19 protein-coding genes are annotated in these 22,550 nt (G+C 64.0%); 7 read left to right on the forward strand and 12 right to left on the reverse strand.

The genetic code is table 11. The features are described from left to right. Positions 1–14 precede the first annotated feature (14 nt). Positions 15–791: a LysR family transcriptional regulator gene (locus tag CKW35_RS01725; protein WP_016486095.1), complete on the reverse strand. Its 777-nt coding sequence runs from the start codon at positions 789–791 to the stop codon at positions 15–17. A 122-nt stretch (positions 792–913) separates the two neighbouring features. Here CKW35_RS01725 and CKW35_RS01730 point away from each other — a divergent pair, with 122 nt between their 5' ends. Continuing rightward, positions 914–1,645: an SDR family oxidoreductase gene (locus CKW35_RS01730; protein ID WP_095114872.1), complete on the forward strand. Its 732-nt coding sequence runs from the start codon at positions 914–916 to the stop codon at positions 1,643–1,645. A gap of 48 nt (positions 1,646–1,693) precedes the next feature. Here the strand turns inward: CKW35_RS01730 and CKW35_RS01735 are convergent, their stop codons facing one another. Continuing rightward, positions 1,694–3,199 carry a nucleobase:cation symporter-2 family protein gene (locus CKW35_RS01735; RefSeq protein WP_095114873.1) on the reverse strand — a complete coding sequence of 502 codons (1,506 nt, stop codon included), beginning with the start codon at positions 3,197–3,199 and terminating at the stop codon, positions 1,694–1,696. A 121-nt stretch (positions 3,200–3,320) separates the two neighbouring features. Continuing rightward, positions 3,321–4,694, reverse strand: a complete 1,374-nt coding sequence (locus CKW35_RS01740; RefSeq protein WP_070086755.1) for an 8-oxoguanine deaminase — start codon at positions 4,692–4,694, stop codon at positions 3,321–3,323. 194 nt (positions 4,695–4,888) lie between these two features. Here CKW35_RS01740 and CKW35_RS01745 point away from each other — a divergent pair, with 194 nt between their 5' ends. After that, positions 4,889–6,100 carry an MFS transporter gene (locus tag CKW35_RS01745; RefSeq protein ID WP_095114874.1) on the forward strand — a complete coding sequence of 404 codons (1,212 nt, stop codon included), beginning with the start codon at positions 4,889–4,891 and terminating at the stop codon, positions 6,098–6,100. Here CKW35_RS01745 and CKW35_RS01750 read toward each other — a convergent pair. The 6 genes from CKW35_RS01750 to phnD all read right to left on the reverse strand — a co-directional run bounded on the left by CKW35_RS01750 (position 6,070) and on the right by phnD (position 11,293). Next, entirely contained in the window at positions 6,070–7,005 is a 936-nt protein-coding gene (locus CKW35_RS01750; RefSeq protein WP_095114875.1) for a LysR family transcriptional regulator, read from the reverse strand. The two genes, CKW35_RS01745 and CKW35_RS01750, sit on opposite strands and share 31 nt — an antisense overlap. A gap of 69 nt (positions 7,006–7,074) precedes the next feature. Beyond that, on the reverse strand, positions 7,075–7,380 hold the full coding sequence (locus CKW35_RS28785; RefSeq protein ID WP_371855214.1) for a hypothetical protein: 306 nt from the start codon (positions 7,378–7,380) through the stop codon (positions 7,075–7,077). A gap of 128 nt (positions 7,381–7,508) precedes the next feature. Beyond that, on the reverse strand, positions 7,509–8,618 hold the full coding sequence (gene psrA / locus CKW35_RS01760; protein ID WP_023047304.1) for an iron-containing alcohol dehydrogenase PsrA: 1,110 nt from the start codon (positions 8,616–8,618) through the stop codon (positions 7,509–7,511). A gap of 193 nt (positions 8,619–8,811) precedes the next feature. Next, complete coding sequence (gene phnE, locus CKW35_RS01765) at positions 8,812–9,630, reverse strand: phosphonate ABC transporter, permease protein PhnE (protein ID WP_016486103.1); 819 nt, start codon at positions 9,628–9,630, stop codon at positions 8,812–8,814. Beyond that, complete coding sequence (gene phnC / locus CKW35_RS01770; protein ID WP_095114876.1) at positions 9,627–10,427, reverse strand: phosphonate ABC transporter ATP-binding protein; 801 nt, start codon at positions 10,425–10,427, stop codon at positions 9,627–9,629. The genes phnE and phnC overlap by 4 nt, the downstream gene beginning before the upstream one ends. Beyond that, the gene (gene phnD / locus CKW35_RS01775) at positions 10,424–11,293 is read right to left on the reverse strand and encodes a phosphonate ABC transporter substrate-binding protein (RefSeq protein WP_082421969.1); all 870 of its coding nucleotides are present in this window, start codon (positions 11,291–11,293) and stop codon (positions 10,424–10,426) included. The genes phnC and phnD overlap by 4 nt, the downstream gene beginning before the upstream one ends. Before the next feature lie 112 nt (positions 11,294–11,405). Between phnD and CKW35_RS01780 the strand changes: the two genes are divergently transcribed. After that, positions 11,406–12,272, forward strand: coding sequence for a LysR substrate-binding domain-containing protein (locus CKW35_RS01780; protein ID WP_016486106.1), 867 nt, complete (start codon positions 11,406–11,408; stop codon positions 12,270–12,272). Positions 12,273–12,303: 31 nt separating this feature from the next. On the opposite strand, the gene CKW35_RS01785 is transcribed toward CKW35_RS01780, so the two are convergent. Then, the gene (locus CKW35_RS01785; protein ID WP_095114877.1) at positions 12,304–13,884 is read right to left on the reverse strand and encodes an aldehyde dehydrogenase (NADP(+)); all 1,581 of its coding nucleotides are present in this window, start codon (positions 13,882–13,884) and stop codon (positions 12,304–12,306) included. A gap of 118 nt (positions 13,885–14,002) precedes the next feature. Next, on the reverse strand, positions 14,003–15,385 hold the full coding sequence (locus tag CKW35_RS01790) for an APC family permease (RefSeq protein ID WP_060516325.1): 1,383 nt from the start codon (positions 15,383–15,385) through the stop codon (positions 14,003–14,005). Between the two features lie 282 nt (positions 15,386–15,667). Here CKW35_RS01790 and CKW35_RS01795 point away from each other — a divergent pair, with 282 nt between their 5' ends. The 3 genes from CKW35_RS01795 to CKW35_RS01810 all read left to right on the forward strand — a co-directional run bounded on the left by CKW35_RS01795 (position 15,668) and on the right by CKW35_RS01810 (position 19,625). Further along, positions 15,668–16,510: a helix-turn-helix transcriptional regulator gene (locus tag CKW35_RS01795; RefSeq protein ID WP_095114878.1), complete on the forward strand. Its 843-nt coding sequence runs from the start codon at positions 15,668–15,670 to the stop codon at positions 16,508–16,510. A 42-nt stretch (positions 16,511–16,552) separates the two neighbouring features. Continuing rightward, positions 16,553–17,935, forward strand: coding sequence for an aspartate aminotransferase family protein (locus CKW35_RS01800; RefSeq protein WP_016486110.1), 1,383 nt, complete (start codon positions 16,553–16,555; stop codon positions 17,933–17,935). Between the two features lie 196 nt (positions 17,936–18,131). Then, a complete protein-coding gene (locus tag CKW35_RS01810) occupies positions 18,132–19,625 on the forward strand; it encodes an aldehyde dehydrogenase (protein ID WP_095114880.1) in 1,494 nt (497 codons plus the stop codon). A 213-nt stretch (positions 19,626–19,838) separates the two neighbouring features. Here CKW35_RS01810 and CKW35_RS01815 read toward each other — a convergent pair whose 3' ends face one another. Next, positions 19,839–21,551 carry an FAD-dependent oxidoreductase gene (locus CKW35_RS01815; RefSeq protein WP_016486112.1) on the reverse strand — a complete coding sequence of 571 codons (1,713 nt, stop codon included), beginning with the start codon at positions 21,549–21,551 and terminating at the stop codon, positions 19,839–19,841. A gap of 194 nt (positions 21,552–21,745) precedes the next feature. Between CKW35_RS01815 and CKW35_RS01820 the strand changes: the two genes are divergently transcribed. Beyond that, positions 21,746–22,522: an IclR family transcriptional regulator gene (locus CKW35_RS01820; RefSeq protein WP_016486113.1), complete on the forward strand. Its 777-nt coding sequence runs from the start codon at positions 21,746–21,748 to the stop codon at positions 22,520–22,522. Positions 22,523–22,550 lie beyond the last annotated feature (28 nt).

Below are 22,550 nucleotides of genomic sequence, written 5' to 3' on the forward strand. Positions count from 1 at the left end.
CCGGTACCGGTCACTCAACCCTGCAAGGCATCGCGCAACTGAATGACGCCGTCAAGCGTCAGCGCCTGGGCCGAGTAGCACAGGCCGATACGCCGGCGCAGGTCGAGCTGCGGCATTGGCTCGATGCGCACACCGCGGTGTTCGGTGGCAAGTGACTCCGGCACGATCGCGGCACCCACGCCTGCGGCAACCAGCTCCAAAGCCAGGGCAAAGGTGTCTGCTTCTGCGACCAGAATACCGCTGTAGAAAGGTTGCAGGCGCTGATGGCTGGGCTGTGCAGGGCAGGTGACCCAGCGCGCTTGAGTAGTTGTTGTTTGGTGCGCAACCGCGAGCACGAACGGGTCGCTGTGCAGCGGCAGAAACAACTCATCTTCACAGCGCAGTTCTTCGCTGGCCAGCCGCACCTCGCCCATGCAGCCGCTCACCAGTTGCAGGCGCACCGGGGGCTGAATGCCCGCCGCTGCCAGCACCACCTGGCCCAGCACAGCGGCACTCACGTCCTGCTCCACACCGATCTGCAACGGCGCACGTTCACGATCGCCTTTGAAACGGCCGAGCAGGCGGTTGGCGTCGGCGACCATGCGCTGCGCTTCGGGGTACAGCGCGCGGGCATCCTCGGTCACCTCGACGCCGCGGGCCTGGCGCACGAACAGCGTGGTGCCCAGCGCCTGCTCCAGTGCCCTGATGCTACCGGAAAGCGCCGGTTGGCTGAGGTGTATCGAACGCGCGGCGGCGGTGATGTTGCGTTCTTCGAACACGGCGATGAAGGCGCGAAGCTGGCGATAATCCATGAGGTACCCATAAGTGATGCCGATGGCTGCGAAAAGAATTTCCCATTTTTCGCAAGAAAAAGCAGCTTTTATACTCGCTCTACTTCTAACCCATAGGCAAATCGGATAACAGGATGGCGACCATGACCCACACCCATAAACCTTTGGTAGTCATTACCGGTGCCAGCTCCGGCATCGGCCTGGCCACCGCCAAGCTGCTGTCCAGCCGTGGCCACGCCCTGTTGCTGCTGTCCCGCCGTCTGGCACCCATGCAACAACTGCAGCTGCCCAACAGCCTGGCGCTGGCGGTCGATGTCACCGACCGCGCGGCTGTGCTGGCAGCCGTTGCTGAAGCCGAGACGCGCTTCGGCCCGGTAGACGCGATCATCAACAATGCCGGCGTGATGCTGCTGGGCAATATCGCTACCCAGGACCCAGAGCAGTGGGACCGTATGCTCGACGTCAACGTGCGTGGCCTGCTCAACGGGATCCATGCGGTCGCCAGTGGCATGGTCGAGCGCGGGCAGGGCACCATCATCAACGTGAGTTCCGTGGCCGGGCGCAAGGCCTTCCCCAACCATGTCGCCTATGTCGGGACCAAGTTCGCCGTTACCGGCCTGTCGGAAAACCTGCGTGAAGAACTGGCCCCGAGCAACGTGCGGGTAATCACCATCGAGCCGGGCGCAGTCGACACCGAACTGCTCAGCCACACGACCGATGCCGCCATCAAGGCAGGCTACAACGACTGGAAGCAGGAGATGGGCGGGGTGCTCACGGCCGAGACCATTGCCGAGACCATCGGTTTCGCCTATGGCCAGCCACAGTCCGTGTGCATCCGCGAAATCGTGGTGTGCGCTACCCGCCAGCAGCAATGACTGGCCCGATCGCGACATAAGGCCGCGCCAGGCTTTAGAGATGTGCTGTCAGTGCATGTGCGCCACTGGCACCTTGAACGGTTTCAAATGCCCCTCATCAGGCTCCATGATCGGCACCTCGTTGCCATGGCGGTCATACAGCTTGCCATCACGGAACACATCACCTTCATTCAGCCCGGCGATATCCCGGTAGCGCAGGGTGCGTTCGCTGGCAGCGACAAAGACCGACTGTTGGTCGGAGTTGCCGGCGCGCAGGTGGTTGAACAGCAAGTTGAGCAGAATCGCCATGATCGCCGCCGAGCTGATGCCGGAGTGGAAAATGGTCTCGAACCAGGTCGGGAAGTGGTGATAGAAGCCCGGCGCCGCGATCGGGATCATGCCAAAGCCGATCGAGGTGGCGACAATGATCAGGTTCATGTTGTTGCGGTAGTCCACTTGGGCCAGGGTGCGGATGCCGCTGGCTGCGACCGTGCCGAACAGCACCAGCCCGGCACCACCGAGTACGGCGGTAGGTACCGCGGCCACCAGTCTGCCCATGACCGGCAGCAGCCCCAGCGTGACCAGGATCAGGCCGGCGCTGGCCACCACGTAGCGGCTCTTGACCCCTGTCACGGCGACCAGGCCGACGTTCTGCGCGAAGGCACTTTGCGTGAACGAGCCGAACAACGGTGCCAAGGCGCTGGAGATCATGTCGGCCCGCAGGCCATTGCCCAGCCGCTTGGAGTCCACCGGGGTGCCGATGATTTCACCTACGGCCAGGATGTCTGCCGAAGTCTCCACCATGGTCACCACAATGACGATAAGCATCGACAGTATCGCTGCTACCTGGAACTGCGGGGTGCCAAAGTGCAGCACTTCGGGCATGGCCACCCACGGCCCTTGCAGCGCCTGGGAGAAATCGGCCATGCCGGTGGCCATCGCGGCCAGCGTGCCGATCACGATTGCCAGCAAGATCGACAGGCGCGACAGGCTGGCACTGCCCAGCTTGCTCAGCAGCAGTACCGAGGCCAGGGTGAACGCCGCCAGGCCGATGTTTGCCGGGCTGCCGAAGTCGGCGGCCTGGCTGTTGCCGCCCATGGCCCAGCGCGCGGTAACCGGCATCAGGGTCAGGCCGATGGTGGTGATGACGATGCCTGTCACCAGCGGTGGGAAGTACTTGATGATGCGCGAGAACAGCGGCGTGATCAGCAGGCCGACCAGTGATGACACGATTACCGCGCCGAACACCACCTGCATGCCGCCGGTGCCGTCATTGCCGATGATCGCAACCATGGTGGCGACGCTGGCAAAGGAAACCCCCTGCACCAGCGGCAAGCGGCAGCCGAAGAAGGGAATGCCCAAGGTCTGCAGCAATGTCGCCAGGCCACCGGCGAACAACGAGGCGGCAATCAGCAGGCCGACATCGCCAGCGCTGAGGCCTGCGGCCTGGCCGATGATCAGCGGTACGGCGATCATGCCGCCGTACATGGTCAGCACATGTTGCAGGCCATAGGCCAGGTTGGCGCCCACGCCGAGGTTCTCGTCTTCGGGACGAGGGGAAGCGGGAGAAGTCATGGTGAGTAGCTCGCTTTATTGTTTTATGCGTCTAACAGCACGGTCTCAGTCGCATTCGTTGAGTTTTGAGTGGGAGGCGTGGGCTACTGCAACCGGTCTTGGCCGCAGCAGCCCGGGTCCATCAGTTGCCGCTGACCAACTGGTGTGCCAGCTGGTTGTGGCGCTCCAGCACGCGTGGCAGGTCGACGGTGGCCAACTGGCCGTCTTTCACCACGACGCGGCCGTTGATCACGCTGGTGTGCACCTGGGTCGGGGTGCAGAACACCAGTGCCGCCAGCGGGTCGTGGTGGCCACCGGCATAGGCGACGTGGCCGAGGTCGAAGGCGACGAAGTCGGCGACCATGCCCGGGGCCAGGGCGCCGATGTCGTTGCGGTTGAGCACCTTGGCGCCGCCGAGGGTGGCGATTTCCAGTGCTTCGCGGGCGGTCATGGCGTCGGGGCCGAAGCCTACCCGCTGCAGCAGCAGGGCCTGGCGCACTTCACCGATCATGCTGGCGCCGTCGTTGGAGGCAGAGCCGTCGACCCCAAGGCCCACCGGTACGCCGTGGTCGCGCATCTTGCGTATCGGGGCAATGCCCGAGGCCAGGCGCATGTTCGAGCATGGGCAGTGGGCGACGCCGGTGCCGGTGCGGGCGAACAGCTCGATGCCGTGCTGGTCGAGCTGCACGCAGTGGGCATGCCATACGTCGTGACCGACCCAGCCGAGGTCCTCGGCGTACTCGGCAGGGGTCATGCCGAACTTTTCGCGGCTGTAGGCGATGTCGTTCACGTTCTCAGCCAAGTGAGTGTGCAGCGACACGCCATAGTGGCGTGCCAGCACGGCGGCTTCGCGCATCAGGTCACGGCTGACCGAGAAGGGTGAGCAGGGTGCTACCACGATGCGGCGCATCGAGCCGTGGCTGGCATCGTGGTAGTCCTCGATCAGGCGTTGGGATTCCTTGAGGATGTCAGCTTCCTTTTCCACCACCGCGTCCGGCGGCAGGCCGCCCTGGCTCTGGCCCACGCTCATGCTGCCGCGCGCGGCGTGGAAGCGCATGCCGATCTCGGCGGCGGCGTGGATGCTGTCGTCCAGCTTGCAGCCGTTGGGGTAGATGTACAGGTGGTCGCTGGAGGTGGTGCAGCCCGACAGGATCAGTTCGGCCATGGCGGTCTGGGTCGACACCGCGATCATCTCAGGGGTCAGGCGCGCCCAGATCGGGTACAGGTTGGTCAGCCAGTTGAACAGCTCACCGTCCTGGGCTGCCGGCACCACGCGAGTGAGGCTCTGATACATGTGGTGGTGGGTGTTGACCAGGCCTGGGATGACCACTTTGCCGGCCATGTCGAGGACCACGTCGGCCTGTTGTGGCAGGGTGTCGGTGGGGCCGACCTGGGTGATCAGGTTGTCTTCGATGTACAGGCCGCCGTTCTTGATCTCGCGGCGTTCGCCGTCCATGGTGACCAGAAGTGCGGCGTTTTTGACGAGGAGGGTTTGCTTACCGGTTGCAGATAACATGGCTTAAGCCCGTTGCAATACGCCTTGGCGATTACCGAGGTCGTAGGCGAGGGATAATGTAATCAGGAAACCTGTAAGTTGTATACATTCAACTGCAATTGATGATCTTGATTCATTCAATTCGTGAAAAATAACCAAAAATAGGAATTTTATTTACCAATAGACTGGCAGCATCTTTTCTGGAGCCTGTTTTGATGTCTGCTTTTGAACCCCGCCTTGGGGCTACTGCCACTGGCCGTACTGCTGCAATCAGCGTCGCGATCCTTGCCTTTTCGGCCTTTTTGATCGTCACCACCGAGTTCCTGATTGTCGGCTTGTTGCCCGCGCTCAGCCAGGACCTGGGGGTTTCCATTTCGATGGCGGGCCAGTTGGTCACGCTGTTTGCCTTTACTGTGATGCTAGCCGGCCCATTCCTGACGGCGGCATTGGCGCACCTGGACCGCAAGCGGTTATTCATCACCATTCTGCTGGTATTTGCCGCAGCCAATGCATTGGCTGCGGCCTCGACCAGTTTCTGGGTGCTGGCCATCGCGCGGGTCGTGCCGGCACTGGCGTTGCCGGTGTTCTGGGGCACGGCCAGTGAAACGGCCGGCCAGTTGGCCGAGCCTGATAAAGCAGGGCAAGCCATTTCCAAGGTGTACCTGGGCATCTCGGCGGCGATGTTGCTGGGTATTCCGCTGGGCACCGTGGCGTCCAATGCCGTGGGTTGGCGTGGCGCATTCTGGGTACTGGCCGCCCTGTCGTTGCTGATGGCACTGGCCATGTGGGTGTGGATGCCGCACGTTGCACGCGCGGCAAAAGTCGACTTCATGCAGCAGGCACGCATTTTCAAAGAGCGCTTTTTCCTCGCCAATGTGCTGCTTTCGGTGGTGGTGTTCACCGCGATGTTCACAGGTTACAGCTACCTGGCCGAGCTGCTGCAGCGGGTGGCGGGTGTACCACCCGCGCACACCGGTTGGTGGCTGATGGGCTTTGGCGCGGTGGGCCTGCTCGGCAACTGGATGGGTGGGCGGGCGGTGGACCGTTCACCGCTCAGGGCGACGGCGCTGTTTCTGGTGCTGCTGGCCATCGGCATGGCGGCAATCGTGCCGTTGGCCCATGCAGGTCTGGTGTTCTGCCTGGCACTGGGGGTGTGGGGTGTGGCCAACACGGCGCTGTACCCCGTCAGCCAGGTGCGGGTGATGGGTGCTGTGACGCATGCCCAAGCTTTGGCCGGTAGCACCAATGTGTCCGCGGCCAATGCGGGGATTGGCTTGGGCGCTGTACTCGGTGGCTTGACCATCCCTGGCCTGGGTATCGAATACCTGGGCTATGTTGCCGCAGGCGTGGCGCTGGTAGCGCTGGGGCTTGTGCCGCTGGTCGCCAGCCTTGCGCATCAGCGCGCATCGCTTGCCCGCGTACCATGAGGCGTCAGCCGAGGCAGCAGGTAGTCCAGCAGCGCGCGGACCTTGGGTAGCCCCTCGCGGCTTTTGAGCCACACCAGGTTCATCGGCAGGCCGTCGGTGGCCAGCGCGGGCAACACTTCGACCAGGCGCCCTTGATCGAGGTGTTGCTGGGTCAGCCAGGTAGGTAGCTGGCCAATGCCATGACCGGCCAGCACCGCTGCAACTTCCCCTTCGCCGTCGCCTACCGCGATGCGCGGCTGTACGGTGCGGCGTTCCATTTCGCCAGCTTGGCGGCCCTTGAAGAACCAGGGGCTGACCCTGCCGTCGGTATGCCCGTAGCCGACGCAGTGGTGGTGTTCAAGGTCGCGTTCGTCTTGCGGTACGCCGTGCTTTTCCAGGTAGGCGGGTGCGGCACAGAACATCAGGCGCTGGGCGCCAAAATACTGGTGGCCGAGCGCCGCCGGCCAGGCATCCGGGCCACCGATGCGCACCACGATATCGATGCCCTCGTGTACCGGGTCGACAAAGCGGTCAGAAAACGACACGTGCGGCTGCAGCAAAGGGTGCAGGCGAATGAAGTCAAGGATCAGCGGCAGCACATGCAGGCGGCCGTATGAGGCTGGCAGTTCTATGCGGACTTTGCCATGGGGTTCGTTGTCGCGGTTGACCAGCGCGTGCTCGACCTCTTCCAGGTCGGCCAGGACCGAGGTGCAGGTGCGGTAGAAGATGACGCCAGCCTCGCTGAGCGACAAGGTGCGTGTGGTGCGGTTGAACAGGCGTGCCCCCAGGCGGGCCTCGAGCCGGGCCACGCTTTTGCTGATGGCCGAACTGGTGAGGCTGAGCCGCTCTGCGGCTGCCGTGAAGCTGCCCAGATCAGCGACGGCAACGAATACATCAATGCCTTTGAGGCGTTCGGAGGAGTGCATGACCGGCCTTTTTGATGAATTTATTTCCATTGTCAGTGGAGCATATTGAATGCTGACAAGGAAATTTCATCAATGGCGTATGTGTATCAGCCCTTCGTGCAGCAGCAGGTTTGCCCGCGAAACAGATGACGCGTTGTTCGCAGGCAAACCGGGCCATGCCGTCAGGTTCAACTGCCCTGCGGCATTTCTCCACGCGCCAGCCCGGTTAACCATGGCCAGAATCGGGTAGTTGCGGTAAAGCCGGGTGTTCAGGCGCAGGTTGAACTCCAACAGGGCCAAGATGGCCAGGTCGATGTCGAAGTTGTACACCCGCTCCAGTGTCCCGGCTTCGCTGCCCAACGACGTCTCCAGTTCGATTTGCGGGTAGCGCGCCATTGCGCGAGGCGAAACGGCATTGTGCTGGGCAGCGCGCCAGTCAGGGTTTGTGCACGGTTCATGACGGTTTCCTTTTGTTCTCTGGCGCCGGCCCACGGGGCACGGCGAGTCGGCACTCTTGAAAGGTGCTACAGGAAAAACGCGAAATGTCCGGCGGCTTGCGCGCCGATGAAATTGCGCCCGCGGGCGCCCTGCATTGCGGCGTCGATCATCGCCTCGGCCTCGGCGGCTGTCACGCCATAGTCTGCAAATTCAGTGCGCACGCCCAGCTGATGGAGAAATGCTCGCAAGCGCTGTTGGGCCGCTGCCAGGTCGCGGCCGAAGGCCTTCTGCAAGGTCTGGTCACGCTCGGCATCACGGCCCCAGGCCAGGCCCAGCACCAACGGCAGGGTGAAGGAGCAGGCGATGCCGTGGGGCAGGCCATGGCGCAAGGTCATTTCGTAGGAAATGGAGTGAGCCAAAGCGGTCTTGGTGTTGGAAAAGGCCAGCCCGGCCTTCAGTGCAGCCAACGCCATGCGTGCCCGCAGCTCGCGGTTGCCCAGGTCCTGCTGCAGGCGTGGCAGGCAGTCGAGAATATCGTCGATGGCCGACAGGGCGAAGGTGTCGGAAAGCGGATTGGCGTTGTGGTTCCAGATCGATTCCAGCGCGTGGGACAAGGCATCCAGCCCGGTGGATACCGTCACCCCGGCCGGGACGCTGAGCATCAGTTCCGGGTCGATCAGCGCCACGCTGGGCCATGTACAGGTCAGGTGCAGCGAGTACTTCTTCTGCTGGCCGGCGTCCCACAAGGTGGCCCATGGCGTCACCTCGCTGCCGGTGCCAGCGGTGGTGGGTGCTGCTACCAGGGTCTTGTGTCGCGCCGGGGTGAACGGTTTGCCGCTGGCCAGCAGCTCGAGCAGTTCATCGAAGTGGCCAGAAGCGGTACCGACGATCAGCGCCTTTGCGGTATCGATGGCGCTGCCTCCGCCCAGCGCCAGCACCGTATCGCAGTCGCCGTGCCGTGCCCAGAACGCTTCGTGCACACCCCGCAGCCAGGCGACATCCGGGTTGGGTTGCACCTTGTCGATCACACACACCAGTCGCTCGCCCAGCAGGCTGCGTACCCGCGCGACCAGTCCGAGCTGTTCGGCCTCGGGGAAGGTGACCAGGGCGACCTTGCCGGGGCAGTGTTGGGCGATCTGATCCAGGCTGCCACCGCCAAAAATGGTGGTGACCGGGTTGTGGAAGCAGGCAGGCATGGGCAGTTCCTTATTGTTGTTGGAAGGTGCAGCCATGCTCGTCGGCGGGCAGGTTTCGATCCAATCGATTGATTGCAGGGGGCTATCGGTTGAGCCGATAGCTGGTGCAAGGGGCATGGGCTTGAACTCCAGGCATGGTCTGCCCGTCGCGCGCCAACCGGGCGCACGCGGCAAGGGGTGGTTGGGCGACGCGTCAGTGGCGGGCGTTGCCCTGAATGGCGTGCCGCAGGCGGTTGGAGAGCAGATCGGCGAGCACCACCATCAGGGTGATGACCAAGATGCAAGTGGCGGTTTCCTGGTACTTGAACAGCTTCAGGCTGCTGACCAGTTCGAAGCCCAGGCCACCGGCACCGACCATGCCCAGCACCGTAGCCGAACGCAGGTTCACCTCGAAGCGATACAGCACCACGGCGATCCAGGCGGTGATCACTTGCGGCAGCACGCCAAAGGCGATCACCTGCAGTGGCCGCGCACCGGTGGCCTGTAGCGCTTCAATGGGCCCTTGGTCGATTTCCTCGATGCTTTCGGCAAAGAACTTGCCGAGCATGCCCACACCATGCAGCGCCAGGGCCAGCACGCCAGGAAAGGGCCCCAGGCCTACCGCCGAGACAAACACCAGGGCCAGGATCAGCTCGTTGATGCTGCGAATCACGTTCAGCAGCTGCCGGGTGCCCTGGTACAGCCAGCGGTTGCCATGCAGGTTACGCGCGGCCAGAAAGCCCAGCGGCACGGCGAGCACGATCCCCAGCAGGGTGCCCCACAGCGCGATCTGCAGGGTTTCCAGGGCCGGGCGCCACAGACTGGGCATTATGCTCAGGTCTGGCGGCAGCGAGCGGCCAAGGAAATCCCCGATCTGTGGCAGCCCGTTGGCCAGCTCGCCCCAGCTTAGCTGTGCCCCTTCAGCGCTCCACTGCAGCACCAGGACGATCGCCACTAACAGCGCGCCAGTGCCCAGCCAGCCACGGGCGCGAGTGGGTGTGTTGACCAGCCATTGATGGCTCTGCGTGTTCATGCCGAGGCTCCTGTGCCCGTGGCCAGCATTGGCCGTGGTGCAGCCATTGCCTGCGCAGACTCATTGGCTGATGGGGTGTGATAGATGTGCTGCAGTGCGGCTTCGTCCAACTGACCGGGTTGGCCGTCGAATACCAGGCGCCCGTTGGCCAGGCCGACGATGCGGTCGGCGAATGCCCGCGCCAGTTCCACCTGGTGCAGGTTGCACACCACGGTAATGCCGAGCGTGCGGCTGGTTTCGCGCAGGTACTGCATCACCACATGTGCGGTGTTCGGGTCGAGGCTGGCCACCGGTTCGTCGGCCAAAATCACCTGTGGTCGCTGGGCGAGCGCACGGGCGATACCCACCCGCTGCATCTGCCCGCCAGACAGCGCATCGGTGCGCGACCCGGCCTTGTGCTCAAGCTCGACCCGGCGCAGGCAATCAAGGACCAGTGTCACGTCGTCACGGCGGAACAGCTGCAACAGCGAGGCGAGGGTGCTGCAGTGGCCAAGACGGCCGGTCAGCACGTTCTTGAGCACCGACAGCCGCGGCACCACGTTGTGATGCTGGAAGATCATCGCGACCTGCCGGCGCAGCGCGCGTTGGTCGGCTGCACGCATGGCGTTTACCCCGGCCACTTGCAGCTCCCCGGTGTCGGCCTGGGCCAGCCGGTTCATGCAGCGCAGCAGGGTCGACTTGCCGGCGCCGGACTGGCCGAGGATCACCACGAATTCACCGGCCTGAACATCCAGATCGATGCCGCGCAGTACCGGGTTGTCGGCGTAGCCCTTGGTCAGCTGGCGGATGCGGATCATTTCAGGCTCCGCAGGTCGAGGTCGAGCACTTTGGCGGTGTCACGAACCACGTTGTAGGCCGCGTCAGTGGTCGGCTGGAAGCCATTGAGCATGCCTTGGTCGCCCCATGGCACGTCCTTGATCCCGGCAAAGGCGGTGCGCAGTTTGGCCTGCAGTTCGGGGTCGAGGTTGTTGCGCCAGACCATCGGTGACTCGGGAATGTCCGGTGAGGTCCACACCACCTGGAAGTCCTGTTGCTGAACCTGCCCGTTGTTCACAGCCCCGGCCAGGATACGGTCGGCCACGGCCGCCGCATCAACTTTGCGGTTTGCCACGGCGAGAATGCTGGCATCGTGCGAGCCGGAGAAGATCACCCGTGAGAACAGGGTTTTCGGATCATGGCCAGCGTGCTCCAGGCCGGCCTTGGGGAACAGGTGGCCGGAGGCCGAGCTGGGGTCGACGAAGGCGAAGGTGTGGCCCTTGAGGTCGTCGAGCGTACGAATGCCGCTGTCCCGGCGGGCGATGATCAGGCTGTGGTAGGCGCTGCTGGCGGTCTTTTTGGTCACCGCCACGGCAAAGGCTTCGGCCCCCGCGACCTGGTTGGCCAGTACGTAGGAAAACGGGCCGAGATAGGCCACGTCCAGCTTGCCGGCGCGCAGGGCTTCGATCACCCCGTTGTAGTCAGTCGCGACGAATGGCTTGACCGGCATGCCCAGGCGCGCCTGCAACTGGTCGAGCACCTGCTGGCTGCTCTTGATCATGGCCTGGGAGTCTTCCGACGGGATCAGGCCGACGGTCAGCACCTGCTGCGCCTGCACGGCGGGGGCGAGCAGCAGTGGCAGCAGGGCGAGGCGGGCACAGCGCAACAGTTTCGGGAAGGGCGTCATGGCAGTACCGGAGTGGTTGTTGTCGGTAGCGCCAACGTTAGGGCTGTCATGTGACAGTCACAGCATCAATTCAATATGCGTTTGGCCAGCCAACCATTCAAAGGATCTATGGATGTCTACCGCTCGCCTGCGCACCTTTCTTGCCGTGGCCCGGCACGCCAGCTTCAGCGCTGGGGCCAGGGCCATCGGCCTCAGCCAGCCGACCGCGACCAACCAGATCCAGGGGCTGGAACGCGAATTTGATGTCGAGTTGTTCCACCGCCGCGGTCGGCGCATCGAGCTGACCGCAGTTGGCCGTGCCTTGCTGCCCATTGCCCAGCAGATGTCGATGCTCGAAGCCGAGGCGACCAGCCTGCTGCGCGACAGTGGCCAGCTCAACCGGGGTGAGCTGAAGATCGGTGCAGTGGGGCCGTTTCATGTGATCGAAATGGTCGACCGCTACCGGCAGGCGTACCCACAGATCGACGTGTCCATCCGCGTGGGCAACTCTGCGTCAGTGCTGGCCGACCTGCAGGGCTATGTGACCGATATCGGTGTGTTGGCGGGGCTGCACCATGACCCGGCGTTTGTCGCACAACGTTATGCCAGGCACCCGGTCATCCTGTTCGCCCGCGCCGATCACCCCTTCGCCCGCCACGATCAGGTGCCGCTGCAAGCGCTGCAGGGGCAGCCGTTGCTGCGCCGTGAGCAGGGTTCGACTACGCGGCTGGCGCTGGACAACGCGCTGGAAGCGGCGCAGGTAACACCGCGCATCGCCATGGAAATCGGCAGCCGCGAGGCGCTGCGCGAGGCGGTGATCCGTGGCATCGGCATTGGTGCGGTGTCCGAGGCGGAATACATTGCCGACCCGCGCTTGAAGGTGATCCGCATTGCGCACGACCCGGTGTACACAGAGACTTACCTGTATTGCCTGGCGGATCGGCAGTGCAGCCAGGTCATTGCGTCGTTTCAGCGTTGCCTGCAAGCCTGGCACGGCTAGGTTGCACCGTGCCTGCTCAGCATCCGCCGTGTCACACCGCGTCGCGGCTGTTCACGCCATCGAGCAAGCGCGCAATCCCCAGCGGGTTACCGTTTTTCAACGCATCCGGCAGCAGTGCATCGGGGTAGTTCTGGAAGCACACCGGGCGCAGGAAGCGGTCGATGGCCAAGGTACCGACCGAGGTGCCGCGTGCGTCGGAGGTGGCCGGGTAAGGCCCGCCATGCACCATCGCATCCGACACCTCCACCCCGGTCGGGTAGCCGTTGAGCAGCAGGCGCCCGGCCTTGCGCTCCAGCAGCGGCACCAGCGAGGCATAGGCCGCCAGGTCGTCAGGCTCGGCAATCAGGGTGGCGGTCAGCTGGCCCTGCAGGTGGTTCAGCGCTTCGGCCAGTTGCTTGGCATCGGCGACCTCCACCACTACGGTGGTGGGGCCGAACACTTCTTCCTGCAGCAGCGGGTCGCCGTTCAGCAGCAGGCTTACGTCTGCCTTGAACAGCTGCGGCTGGGCCTGGTTGCCGGTGTGTGGCTGCCCGGCCAGGTGCTGGATACCCGGGTGCGCCAGCAGATGCTGTACACCGCTCTGGTAGCTGCGCAGGGTGCCGGCGTTGAGCATGGTCTGCGGGCCTTGGTCGGCCATGCGTGCAGCCAGCGTTTGCACGAAATGCTCGAACTGCGGCGACCGGATGCCCACCACCAGGCCTGGGTTGGTGCAGAACTGCCCGCAGCCCATCACCACCGAGGCGGCCAGTTCGCCGGCTACTTGCTCGCCACGGGCTTGCAGCGCCTGGGGCAGTACGATCACCGGGTTGATGCTGCTCATTTCGGCAAACACCGGAATTGGCTGCGGGCGTGCTGCCGCCATGTCGCACAGGGCGCGGCCACCGCGCAGCGAGCCGGTAAAACCGACCGCCTGAATGGCCGGGTGCTTGACCAGCGCCTCGCCCACACCGGCACCGTAGATCAGGTTGAACACGCCTGCCGGCACGCCGCTGCTGGCTACTGCGCGGTCAATGGCGGCAGCCACATGGGCGGCAGTGAGCATGTGCCCGCTGTGTGCCTTGAATACCACCGGGCAGCCAGCGGCCAGCGCCGAGGCGGTGTCACCGCCAGCGGTGGAGAACGCCAGCGGGAAGTTGCTAGCGCCGAACACGGCCACCGGGCCCACGCCGATTCGGTACTGGCGCAAGTCCGGGCGCGGCAGCGGGGTACGCTGGGGCAGGGCACGGTCGATGCGTGCGGCGTAGAAATCGCCACGGCGAACCACCTCGGCAAACAGCCGCAGCTGGTTGCTGGTGCGGCTGCGTTCGCCACGGATGCGGGCTTCGGGCAGCGCGGTTTCGCGCATCACATGCTGGATGAAATCGTCACCCAGTGCGTCCAGCTCGTTGGCAATGGCGTCGAGGAAGGCGGAACGCTGGGCCGGGCTGGTGCTGCGGTAAGCCGGGTAGGCGGCCTCGGCGGCCTGCACGGCGGCCTCTACTTCGTCGCCGGTCGCCTGGTGGAAGGCGTATGGCAGCGGCTCACCGGTGCGGGCGTCGACGCTGTTCAGCAGTACGTCACCGTTGCCGCTGAGTTGGCCGGCGATATGGTTCAGGCGATGTTCGAAGGACATTTCGTTTCCCGTTGGCAATGACAGTCTTTGCGCTGAGACTGTAGGGCGCGAACGGGGGGCTGAATAATGATTAATGCGGATCGGGTGATAACGACCAGTTATCACCCCGAGTTTTGCGTCACTCCGCCATCTGCAACTCCGGCAGCTTCACCCGGAACGCGCGAGTCAGCCCCATCAGCACCACCAGGCCCATGCCCATCCAGCACAGGCCGATAGTGAACGACAGGCTGGTCAGGCTGCTCCACAGCCACAGCGTGCTGAGAAAGCCCAGACCAGGAATGGCACCATATAGCAGGTAGTTGCGGCCACCGCGCAGTTTCTGGTCGACCAGATAGTGCTTGACCACCGCCAGGTTCACCGCCGAGAAGGCGAACAGCGCGCCAAAGCTGATCATGTTGGCCACGGTGTCGAGGGTGATCACCAAGGCGATCAGCGACAGCAGGCTGACCACCAGGATGGCGGTGGCCGGCACGCGCTTTTTCGTCATCAGTTGGCCGAACGCCCGCGGCAATGCGCCGTCGCGGCCCATGGCGAACAGCACGCGTGACACGCTGGCCTGGGACACCATGGCCGAGGCGAAGCAGCCGGCCACGTAGGTGGCAGTGAAGGCGGTTACCAGCAGTTCGCCGCCGACACGGCGCATCACATCCACAGAGGCCGAATCCGGGTCAACGAAGCTGCCCCAGTCTGGGAACACCATCTGCGCGCAGTACGACACCACCAGGAACAGCAAGCCACCGATCAGCGAAACGGCCAGGATCGCCACCGGTATGCGGTAGGTCGGGTTGGTCGTTTCTTCGGCCATGGTCGAGACGGCGTCGAACCCCAGGAAAGACAGGCACAGCACCGCGGCGCCGGTCATGATCAGCGGCGCGCTGAAGCCTTCGTGGTGGAAGGGCGCCAGCAGCGATACCGGCTCCGCCTGTCCGCTGAGCTTCAGAATGGACAGGGCAACAAACACAATGATGAACACCAGTTGCATGACCACCAGGATCCAGTTCACCCGGGTGATGGACTCGATGCCGATCAGGTTGAGGAAAGTGACCAGGGCGATGGAGCCTGCCACCCACACCCAGGCGTGGATGGCCGGAAAGTACTCCGACATGTAGATGCCGATCAGCAGGTAGCTGAGCAGCGGCAGGAATATATAGTCGAGCAGCAGTGTCCAGCCGGTAATGAAGCCGATATGGCTGCCGAAGGCCTTGCGCGTGTAGGTGTAGACCGAGCCGGAGTAGGGGTGGGCCTGGACCATGCGGCCATAGCTGTAGGCGGTCAGCAGCATGGCGGCAAGGGTGAGCAGGTAGGCGGTGGGCAGGTGCCCTTTGGTCATCTGGGTGACCAGCCCGTACGTGGTGAATACGGCCAGGGGCACCATGTAGGCCAGGCCGAACAGTACCAGGGCAGTCAGCCCCATGGACTTGCGGAAACGGCCGGTATTGGCGCCGGGGTGCGCGGCGGTGTCATGGGCGGGGCTATGGGCTGTACTTGTTGTTGTATGCATTGCTAACTCCTGGAAAAGGATGCAGGACACCGCAGTACGCGAGCAGGCTCGTTACCGGTGGGTGAAGTGCAAGGAGGTCGAGCGGAAGGCTCGCAGCGCTGGGGCGGGTTGATGCTCCCACACCCTGCAGGTACCCGGAATCACCCTTTGGGGTGAGCGGGAACAGCCCTTGCCCGGCTCACCCCAAAGGGTGATTTCGGCGGCGGCGGTGGCGTGGGAGTATCTGGTCAACAACGCACCGCACTGGCGGCGGTGTCACTGAATAGGAACGGCAGGCCCACAGTGACTAATCAATTGCTTTCAGAACAGTGGTTCGAGCACCTGGCCAAGGTCACCGAGGCAATCGGCCGGCCGGGCTTTGCCGCCAACCTGTTTGCCGCACTTGGCGTGATCCGGCCGATCCAGGCGACCACGGTGTACCTGTACCCGCACGACGGCATGCCTTGTGCGCTGTTCGAGCAGGACGACAAGGCACCCTGGCAGCCCGAGGGCAATGTCAGCCGCTACTTGTCTGGCTTTTACTTGCTCGACCCGTTCTACGGTGCCTGTGTGGAGCAGGTAGCGTCGGGGTGCTATGGGTTGTTCGAAGTGGCACCCGACCATTTCGAGGTCAGCGAGTACTACCAGTCGTTCTACCGCCACTCGCACCTGGAGGATGAGCTCAACTACATCTTGCAGATCGCGCCGGGGCAGAGCCTGGCGGTGTCGCTGGCGTTTACCGACAAGCTGGATGCGCACACCCGCGAGCTGTTCGGGCGTATCACGCCCTGGGTGCTGGCGGTGCTGAGCAAGCACTTCGCCGGCCTGGACAGCCGTACCGGGCGCTTCGAGAACATCCTCGAACAACGCATCCACGCCGCGCTGAACAACTTCGGCAGCTCGCTGCTGACCGAGCGTGAATGCCGTATCGCCCAGCTGATCCTGCGTGGCCACTCGACCAGGTCGCTGGCCGAGCGCCTGGGGGTGTCGGAAGACACCATCAAGTCGCACCGCAAGAACGTCTACGCCAAGCTCGACATCGGCACCCAGTCCGAGCTGTTCTCCCTGTTCATCGACGCGCTGGCCAATGCCCAGGGCGTGCTGGGCAAGGACCCGCTGGAAAGCTACATGGGCAAGCTGCGCTGAGCGCCAGCCACCCTGCAACCCCACCGCAAAGGAAAACCAACAATGAATGCGCCTTTCGCCCCGCAACGCCAGACCCGCGACTACCAGGCAGCCGATGCCGCGCACCATATCCATGCCTTCCTCGACCAGAAAGCGCTGAATGCCGAAGGGCCGCGGGTGATCGTCGGTGGCGAACGCCTGCACCTGTGGGACAGCGAGGGCAAGCGCTACCTGGATGGCATGTCTGGCCTGTGGTGCACCCAGCTCGGCTATGGCCGTCGCGACCTGACTGTCGCCGCGGCCACGCAGATGGACCAGCTGGCCTACTACAACATGTTCTTCCACACCACCCACCCGGCGGTGATCGAACTGTCCGAGCTGCTGTTCAGCCTGCTGCCCGGGCACTACAGCCACGCCATTTACACCAACTCCGGCTCCGAGGCCAACGAAGTGCTGATCCGCACGGTGCGCCGCTATTGGCAGGTGGTCGGCCAGCCGAACAAGAAGGTCATGATCGGCCGCTGGAACGGTTACCACGGCTCGACCCTGGCGGCTACGGCGCTGGGCGGCATGAAGTTCATGCACGAAATGGGCGGGCTGATCCCGGATGTTGCGCACATCGATGAGCCGTACTGGTACGCAGAGGGTGGCGAGCTGACCCCTTCCGAGTTCGGCCGCCGCTGTGCCTTGCAGCTGGAAGAAAAGATCCTGGAACTGGGGGCCGAGAATGTCGCCGGCTTTATCGCCGAGCCGTTCCAGGGCGCAGGCGGCATGATTTTCCCGCCGGAAAGCTACTGGCCGGAAATCCAGCGCATCTGCCGCCAGTACGATGTGCTGTTGTGCGCCGATGAGGTGATTGGCGGCTTTGGCCGCACCGGGGAGTGGTTCGCTCACGAATACTTCGGCTTCGAGCCCGACACCCTGTCGATTGCCAAGGGCCTGACCAGCGGCTATGTGCCGATGGGTGGCCTGGTGCTGAGCAAGCGCATTGCCGAGGCACTGGTGGAACGCGGCGGGGTGTTTGCCCACGGCCTGACCTATTCCGGCCACCCGGTGGCGGCGGCGGTGGCGATTGCCAACCTGAAGGCGCTGCGCGACGAAGGTATCGTGGCCCAGGTGAAGGATGACACCGGGCCGTACCTGCAGCGCATCCTGCGCGAAGTGTTCGCCGACCATCCATTGATTGGCCAGGTACAGGGCGCCGGCTTGGTGGCGGCGTTGCAATTCGCCGAGCACAAACCGACGCGCAAACGCTTTGCCAACGAGAATGACCTGGCCTGGCAATGTCGCACCTTTGGTTTCGAGGAGGGGGTGATCATTCGCTCAACCTTGGGCCGGATGATCATGGCGCCGGCCCTGATCGCCAACCACAGCGAGCTGGATGAGCTGGTGGAGAAAACCCGCATTGCCGTGGACCGCACCGCTCGGTTGGTTGGCAAGCTCTAAGCCGTTGCCAAGGGCAACTGGTTTCCCCTGTGGGAGCTGGCATGCCCGCGAACACCGGCCAAGCCGGTGCCATCCTCCGTGTCGCCTGATTCGCGGGCACGCCCGCTCCCACAAGGGGGAGCACGGCGCGCTTGCGGACTGTGCGGTACCTGTTACTTCCGCAAAATGATCGCCACTGCGGTCGCCTGGAGTACAAATGCACACCCTCGAATGCTGGCAACAACGTGCCTCTGACCTCTACCTGCCATCCAAAGCGCTGATCAATGGCAAACCCGTCGACGCACAGGATCGCAACACCTTCGCCGCCATCAACCCCGCCACCAACACCGTACTGGCCCAGGTCGCCGCCTGCGGCCAGGCCGAGGTCGATCTTGCAGTGGCCAGCGCCCGGCGCGCGTTCGAACATGGCCCCTGGCCGCGCATGGCCCCCGGCGAGCGCAAGAAGGTGCTGCTGCGCCTGGCCGAGCTGATCATGGCCCATCGCGAAGAACTGGCGTTGCTGGACTCGCTGAACATGGGCAAGCCGGTGATGGACGCCTACAACATCGACGTGCCGGGCTCGGCCCATGTGTTTGCCTGGTACGGCGAGGCACTGGACAAGCTCTACGATCAGGTGGCACCCACTGCGCCCAATGCACTCGCCACCATCACCCGGGAAGCACTCGGCGTGGTTGCCGCCGTGGTGCCATGGAACTTCCCGCTCGACATGGCCGCCTGGAAGCTTGCTCCGGCGCTGGCAGCTGGCAACAGCGTGGTGCTCAAACCTGCCGAACAATCACCATTCTCGGCGCTGCGCCTGGCCCAGCTGGCGCTGGAAGCCGGCGTGCCGGAAGGGGTGCTGAACGTGGTGCCGGGCCTGGGCGAGCAGGCCGGGCAGGCGCTGGGCCTGCACCCGGATGTGGACTGCCTGGTGTTCACCGGTTCCACCCAGGTGGGCAAGTACTTCATGCAGTACTCGGCGCAGTCCAACCTCAAGCAGGTGTGGCTGGAGTGCGGCGGCAAGAGCCCCAACCTGGTGTTCGAAAACTGCCAGGACCTGGACCTGGCGGCGGAAAAGGCCGCATTCGGTATTTTCTTCAACCAGGGCGAGGTGTGTTCGGCCAACTCACGGCTGTACGTGCAGCGCTCCATCCATGACGAATTTGTCGAGCGCCTGCAAGCCAAAGCCCGCCAGTGGTTGCCCGGCAACCCGCTGGACCCGGCGAGCCGTGCTGGTGCCATTGTCGATGCCGAACAAACCGGCCGCATCGAAGCCGCCATTGCGCGCGCCGGGCAAGAGGGCGCACGGTTGGTGTGTGGCGGTCGGCGCCTGAGCATCGAAGGCTCTGACAACTACATCGAGCCGACCATTTTTGCTGGTGTGGATGCCCGCATCAGCCTGGCGCAGGAGGAAGTGTTCGGGCCAGTGCTGGCAGTCAGCGCCTTCGACACGGAAGAAGAAGCGGTGCGCCTGGCCAACGACAGCATCTATGGGCTGGCGGCATCGGTGTGGAGCGATGACTTCAACCAGGTGCACCGGGTAGCGAGGGCGTTGAAAGCCGGCACCGTGTCGGTGAACACGGTCGATGCGCTGGATGTGACGGTGCCCTTCGGCGGTGGCAAGCAGTCGGGGTTCGGGCGCGACCTGTCGCTGCATTCGTTCGACAAGTATTCGCAGCTAAAGACTACCTGGTACCAGTTGCGCGGCTGAGGTTCGCAGAGCACCCGGCATTGCCGAACGGGTGATGGCGATTGCCGACAACTTCGAGCGCAGGAATGCCTGCCACCTGATGCAAGCATCGGGCGACAAAAAATCAGATCAGGCTGACAGTTATGTCCGCCGCAGCAGTTTCAGCGCCTGTGAGATCGAGCGCCGCCCGCGCGGCGCTCGATCTTGCAAACGCTGCAAACCTTTCGGCGTACCTCACTCGTACCCTTGCACCCCGGCAATGTGCCGTCCGGCCACATAACCAAAGGTAAGCGCCGGGCCCAGGTTGATGCCACCCGACGGGTACCAGCCACCAAACACGCTGGCCATGTCTGTACCCGCCGCATACAGCCCCGGGATCGGCTGCCCGGCCTCATCCAGCACGCGGGCACTGCCATCGGTGCGCAGCCCGGCAAAGGTGCCAAAGCAGCCAGGCTTCACCTTCACCGCATAGAACGGACCATGCTCGATGGGCGCTACACAAGGGTTGGGCCCTTTGTACAGCGGGTCGCCCTGTTTGCGGTTGAACGGTGTAGAGCCACGGCCAAATGCCGGGTCCTGGCCTTTGCGGGCATGGGTGTTGAAGTCATCCACCGTGGCGCGTAACCCGGACGGGTCGATGCCACAGGCCTGGGCAAGTTGTTCCAGCGTGGCGCCACGTTTGAGGTAGCCATTGCGCACATGCGGCCATACCGGCAGCGGTGCCGGGCGGGCATGGCCCAGGCCATAGCGGCGCAAGAAGCGATGGTCGCAGACCAGCCATGAGCACACTTCCTCATCCGGCGGCACCGCTGCGACCATGGCAGACACATAGTCGTAATAGCCATGCGCTTCATTGACAAAACGCTTGCCGTTGGCCAACACGCCTATGATGCCGGGCTTGCCGCGCTCGATGATGTGCGGGAAGTGGCCGACGCTGCCATCGCGGTGCGGCACTTGCGAAACCGGTGCCCAGGCCACAGGCGATTTGAGGTCGGTGGCGACCACGCCACCGGCCGACTCACCCAGGCGCAGCCCGTCACCGGAACAACCCTGTGGCGGCAGGGCGAGGTTGTCGTAGCCGCTGGCATCACGCGGGAAAAGCTGCCGGCGCCGGACGTTGTCGTTGGGGAAGCCACCTGCCGCGAGTACCACGGCCCTGGCCCGGATCTGCCGATCACCTTTCGGTGTGCTCACCAGCACCCCTCGCACCTGGCCATCTTCGACCAGCAGGCGTTTGGCCGGCGCCGATTCCTGCAGGTGCACGCCCAGGTCTTGTGCCGACTTGGCCAGGCGCGCCACCAGCGCCACACCATTGACCAGGTGCATCGCCCGGCCATACCGGGCCAGGTGATACAGGTGCCGGCCAAAACGTTTGCACACGTGCAGCAAGGCCTTGGGCGACCGGGTCATGTTGAGGAAGGCGGCAAGGTCGGCGCCGGCCATGATCGGCATGCCCATGAACGAGGTTTCGCGAAGGGTCTTGCGCAGGCGTGGCAGCAAGGCGCCAACCTGGCGGGCATCGTACGGCGCAGCGATCACCTGGTGCCCGCCCTGGGCGGCACCTGGCGTGTCGCCATGCATGTCCGGAATACCGTTGCCGTCGGCAAACTGCAGGGCTGTGTGCTTCTCGAAGAACGCCACCATATGCGGGCAGGCCTCGAGGAAGGCATCCACGCGCTCGGCGTTGTAATACGCCCCCAGCTCATTGCGCAGGTAGGTGCGTGGCTGCTCGATGTCTTCCACAATGCCCGCCCGCTGTGCCAAGGGGTTGCGTGGCACCCATGCCCAGCCGCCAGACCAGGCGGTGGCACCGCCAAACACGGGCTCCTTCTCTAGCACAATCACCTTCTGCCCATGCCACGCAGCCGTCACGGCCGCAGCCAGCCCGGCGGCGCCGGAGCCTATGACCAGTACATCGTATTCGGTATCAAGAGCAGCAGAAGGCATTGCGGCGTTCCTGTTTTGTTATTAGAACAAGGTTCCATATTTTTGTCCGCAGCGCCTGTGCCTGCAAGGGCATAGCCGCTTGGTAAGGCAACTACTGGGCGATAACCGGACATTTCACCGCGTCCTGGCTGCGCCCTCTACCGCTGATGTGGAATCATCTTCTAGAATCCGCAAAAAATTCAGGGACCTGTGTCATGGCTGGTAGTCAGATCGAACGCGCCTTCAGTCTTGTAGAAAGCCTTACCGGTGAACCTCAGGGGCTGCCATTGCAAACCCTGGCCGAGCGCCTGGACATTCCCAAGAGCGCAGCCCACCGCATGCTCACCGAGCTGGTGCGGCTGGGCTATGTGCGGCAGAACCGCGACAACAGCCGCTACCAGTTAACGGCAAAGCTGGTGGCGCTTGGGTTTCGTTACCTGTCCAGCAACGGCGCCGACATCATCCAGCCGATTCTCGACCGCCTGGCCCAGGACAGCGGTGAGCTGGTGCGCCTTGGGGTGATCGACGGTGCCCGGCAGACCTGGATCGCCAAGTCCCAAGGCGCCCGCTCCGGGCTGCGCTACGACCCGGACATGGGCCGCGATGCGCCGCTGTTCTACACCGCCTCCGGGCACGCCTGGCTGGCCAGCCTGGACGATGAGCAGGCGCTGCAGATGGTGTTGCGCCAGGGCATTGCCGACCCTTCACAGTTCGGCCCGAACGCGCCACGCTCCACCGACGCGCTGCTCGCCTACCTGCACCGTGCCCGGGAGCTGGGATATGCCTGGGTGGAGGAAACCTCGGCCGTCGGGACCTCGGCCTTGGCGGCGGTGGTGCGTCGCCCGCAAACTGACGAGGTGATCGGCGTATTAAGCATTGCCGGCCCCAGCGCACGGATGGCGCAAAGCCGCCTGGCAGAACTGGCGCCACTGTTGCTGGCGGCGGCGCAAGAGCTGTCCGCTGCTAGCCGGGCAAGCGAATTATTCGCCTGAAGGCACATTACTGGTCGATTACCGCACA

This window comes from Pseudomonas sp. Irchel 3F3, assembly GCF_900187545.1.
Taxonomy (GTDB): Bacteria; Pseudomonadota; Gammaproteobacteria; order Pseudomonadales; family Pseudomonadaceae; genus Aquipseudomonas; species Aquipseudomonas fortuita.

Coding starts and splice junctions, on each gene's coding strand:
- CKW35_RS01725 (WP_016486095.1), bottom strand. CDS start 791: ATGGATTATCGCCAGCTTCGCGCCTTCATCGCCGTGTTCGAAGAACGC.
- CKW35_RS01730 (WP_095114872.1), top strand. CDS start 914: ATGACCCACACCCATAAACCTTTGGTAGTCATTACCGGTGCCAGCTCC.
- CKW35_RS01735 (WP_095114873.1), bottom strand. CDS start 3,199: ATGACTTCTCCCGCTTCCCCTCGTCCCGAAGACGAGAACCTCGGCGTG.
- CKW35_RS01740 (WP_070086755.1), bottom strand. CDS start 4,694: ATGTTATCTGCAACCGGTAAGCAAACCCTCCTCGTCAAAAACGCCGCA.
- CKW35_RS01745 (WP_095114874.1), top strand. CDS start 4,889: ATGTCTGCTTTTGAACCCCGCCTTGGGGCTACTGCCACTGGCCGTACT.
- CKW35_RS01750 (WP_095114875.1), bottom strand. CDS start 7,005: ATGCACTCCTCCGAACGCCTCAAAGGCATTGATGTATTCGTTGCCGTC.
- CKW35_RS28785 (WP_371855214.1), bottom strand. CDS start 7,380: ATGGCGCGCTACCCGCAAATCGAACTGGAGACGTCGTTGGGCAGCGAA.
- psrA (WP_023047304.1), bottom strand. CDS start 8,618: ATGCCTGCCTGCTTCCACAACCCGGTCACCACCATTTTTGGCGGTGGC.
- phnE (WP_016486103.1), bottom strand. CDS start 9,630: ATGAACACGCAGAGCCATCAATGGCTGGTCAACACACCCACTCGCGCC.
- phnC (WP_095114876.1), bottom strand. CDS start 10,427: ATGATCCGCATCCGCCAGCTGACCAAGGGCTACGCCGACAACCCGGTA.
- phnD (WP_082421969.1), bottom strand. CDS start 11,293: ATGACGCCCTTCCCGAAACTGTTGCGCTGTGCCCGCCTCGCCCTGCTG.
- CKW35_RS01780 (WP_016486106.1), top strand. CDS start 11,406: ATGTCTACCGCTCGCCTGCGCACCTTTCTTGCCGTGGCCCGGCACGCC.
- CKW35_RS01785 (WP_095114877.1), bottom strand. CDS start 13,884: ATGTCCTTCGAACATCGCCTGAACCATATCGCCGGCCAACTCAGCGGC.
- CKW35_RS01790 (WP_060516325.1), bottom strand. CDS start 15,385: ATGCATACAACAACAAGTACAGCCCATAGCCCCGCCCATGACACCGCC.
- CKW35_RS01800 (WP_016486110.1), top strand. CDS start 16,553: ATGAATGCGCCTTTCGCCCCGCAACGCCAGACCCGCGACTACCAGGCA.
- CKW35_RS01810 (WP_095114880.1), top strand. CDS start 18,132: ATGCACACCCTCGAATGCTGGCAACAACGTGCCTCTGACCTCTACCTG.
- CKW35_RS01815 (WP_016486112.1), bottom strand. CDS start 21,551: ATGCCTTCTGCTGCTCTTGATACCGAATACGATGTACTGGTCATAGGC.
- CKW35_RS01820 (WP_016486113.1), top strand. CDS start 21,746: ATGGCTGGTAGTCAGATCGAACGCGCCTTCAGTCTTGTAGAAAGCCTT.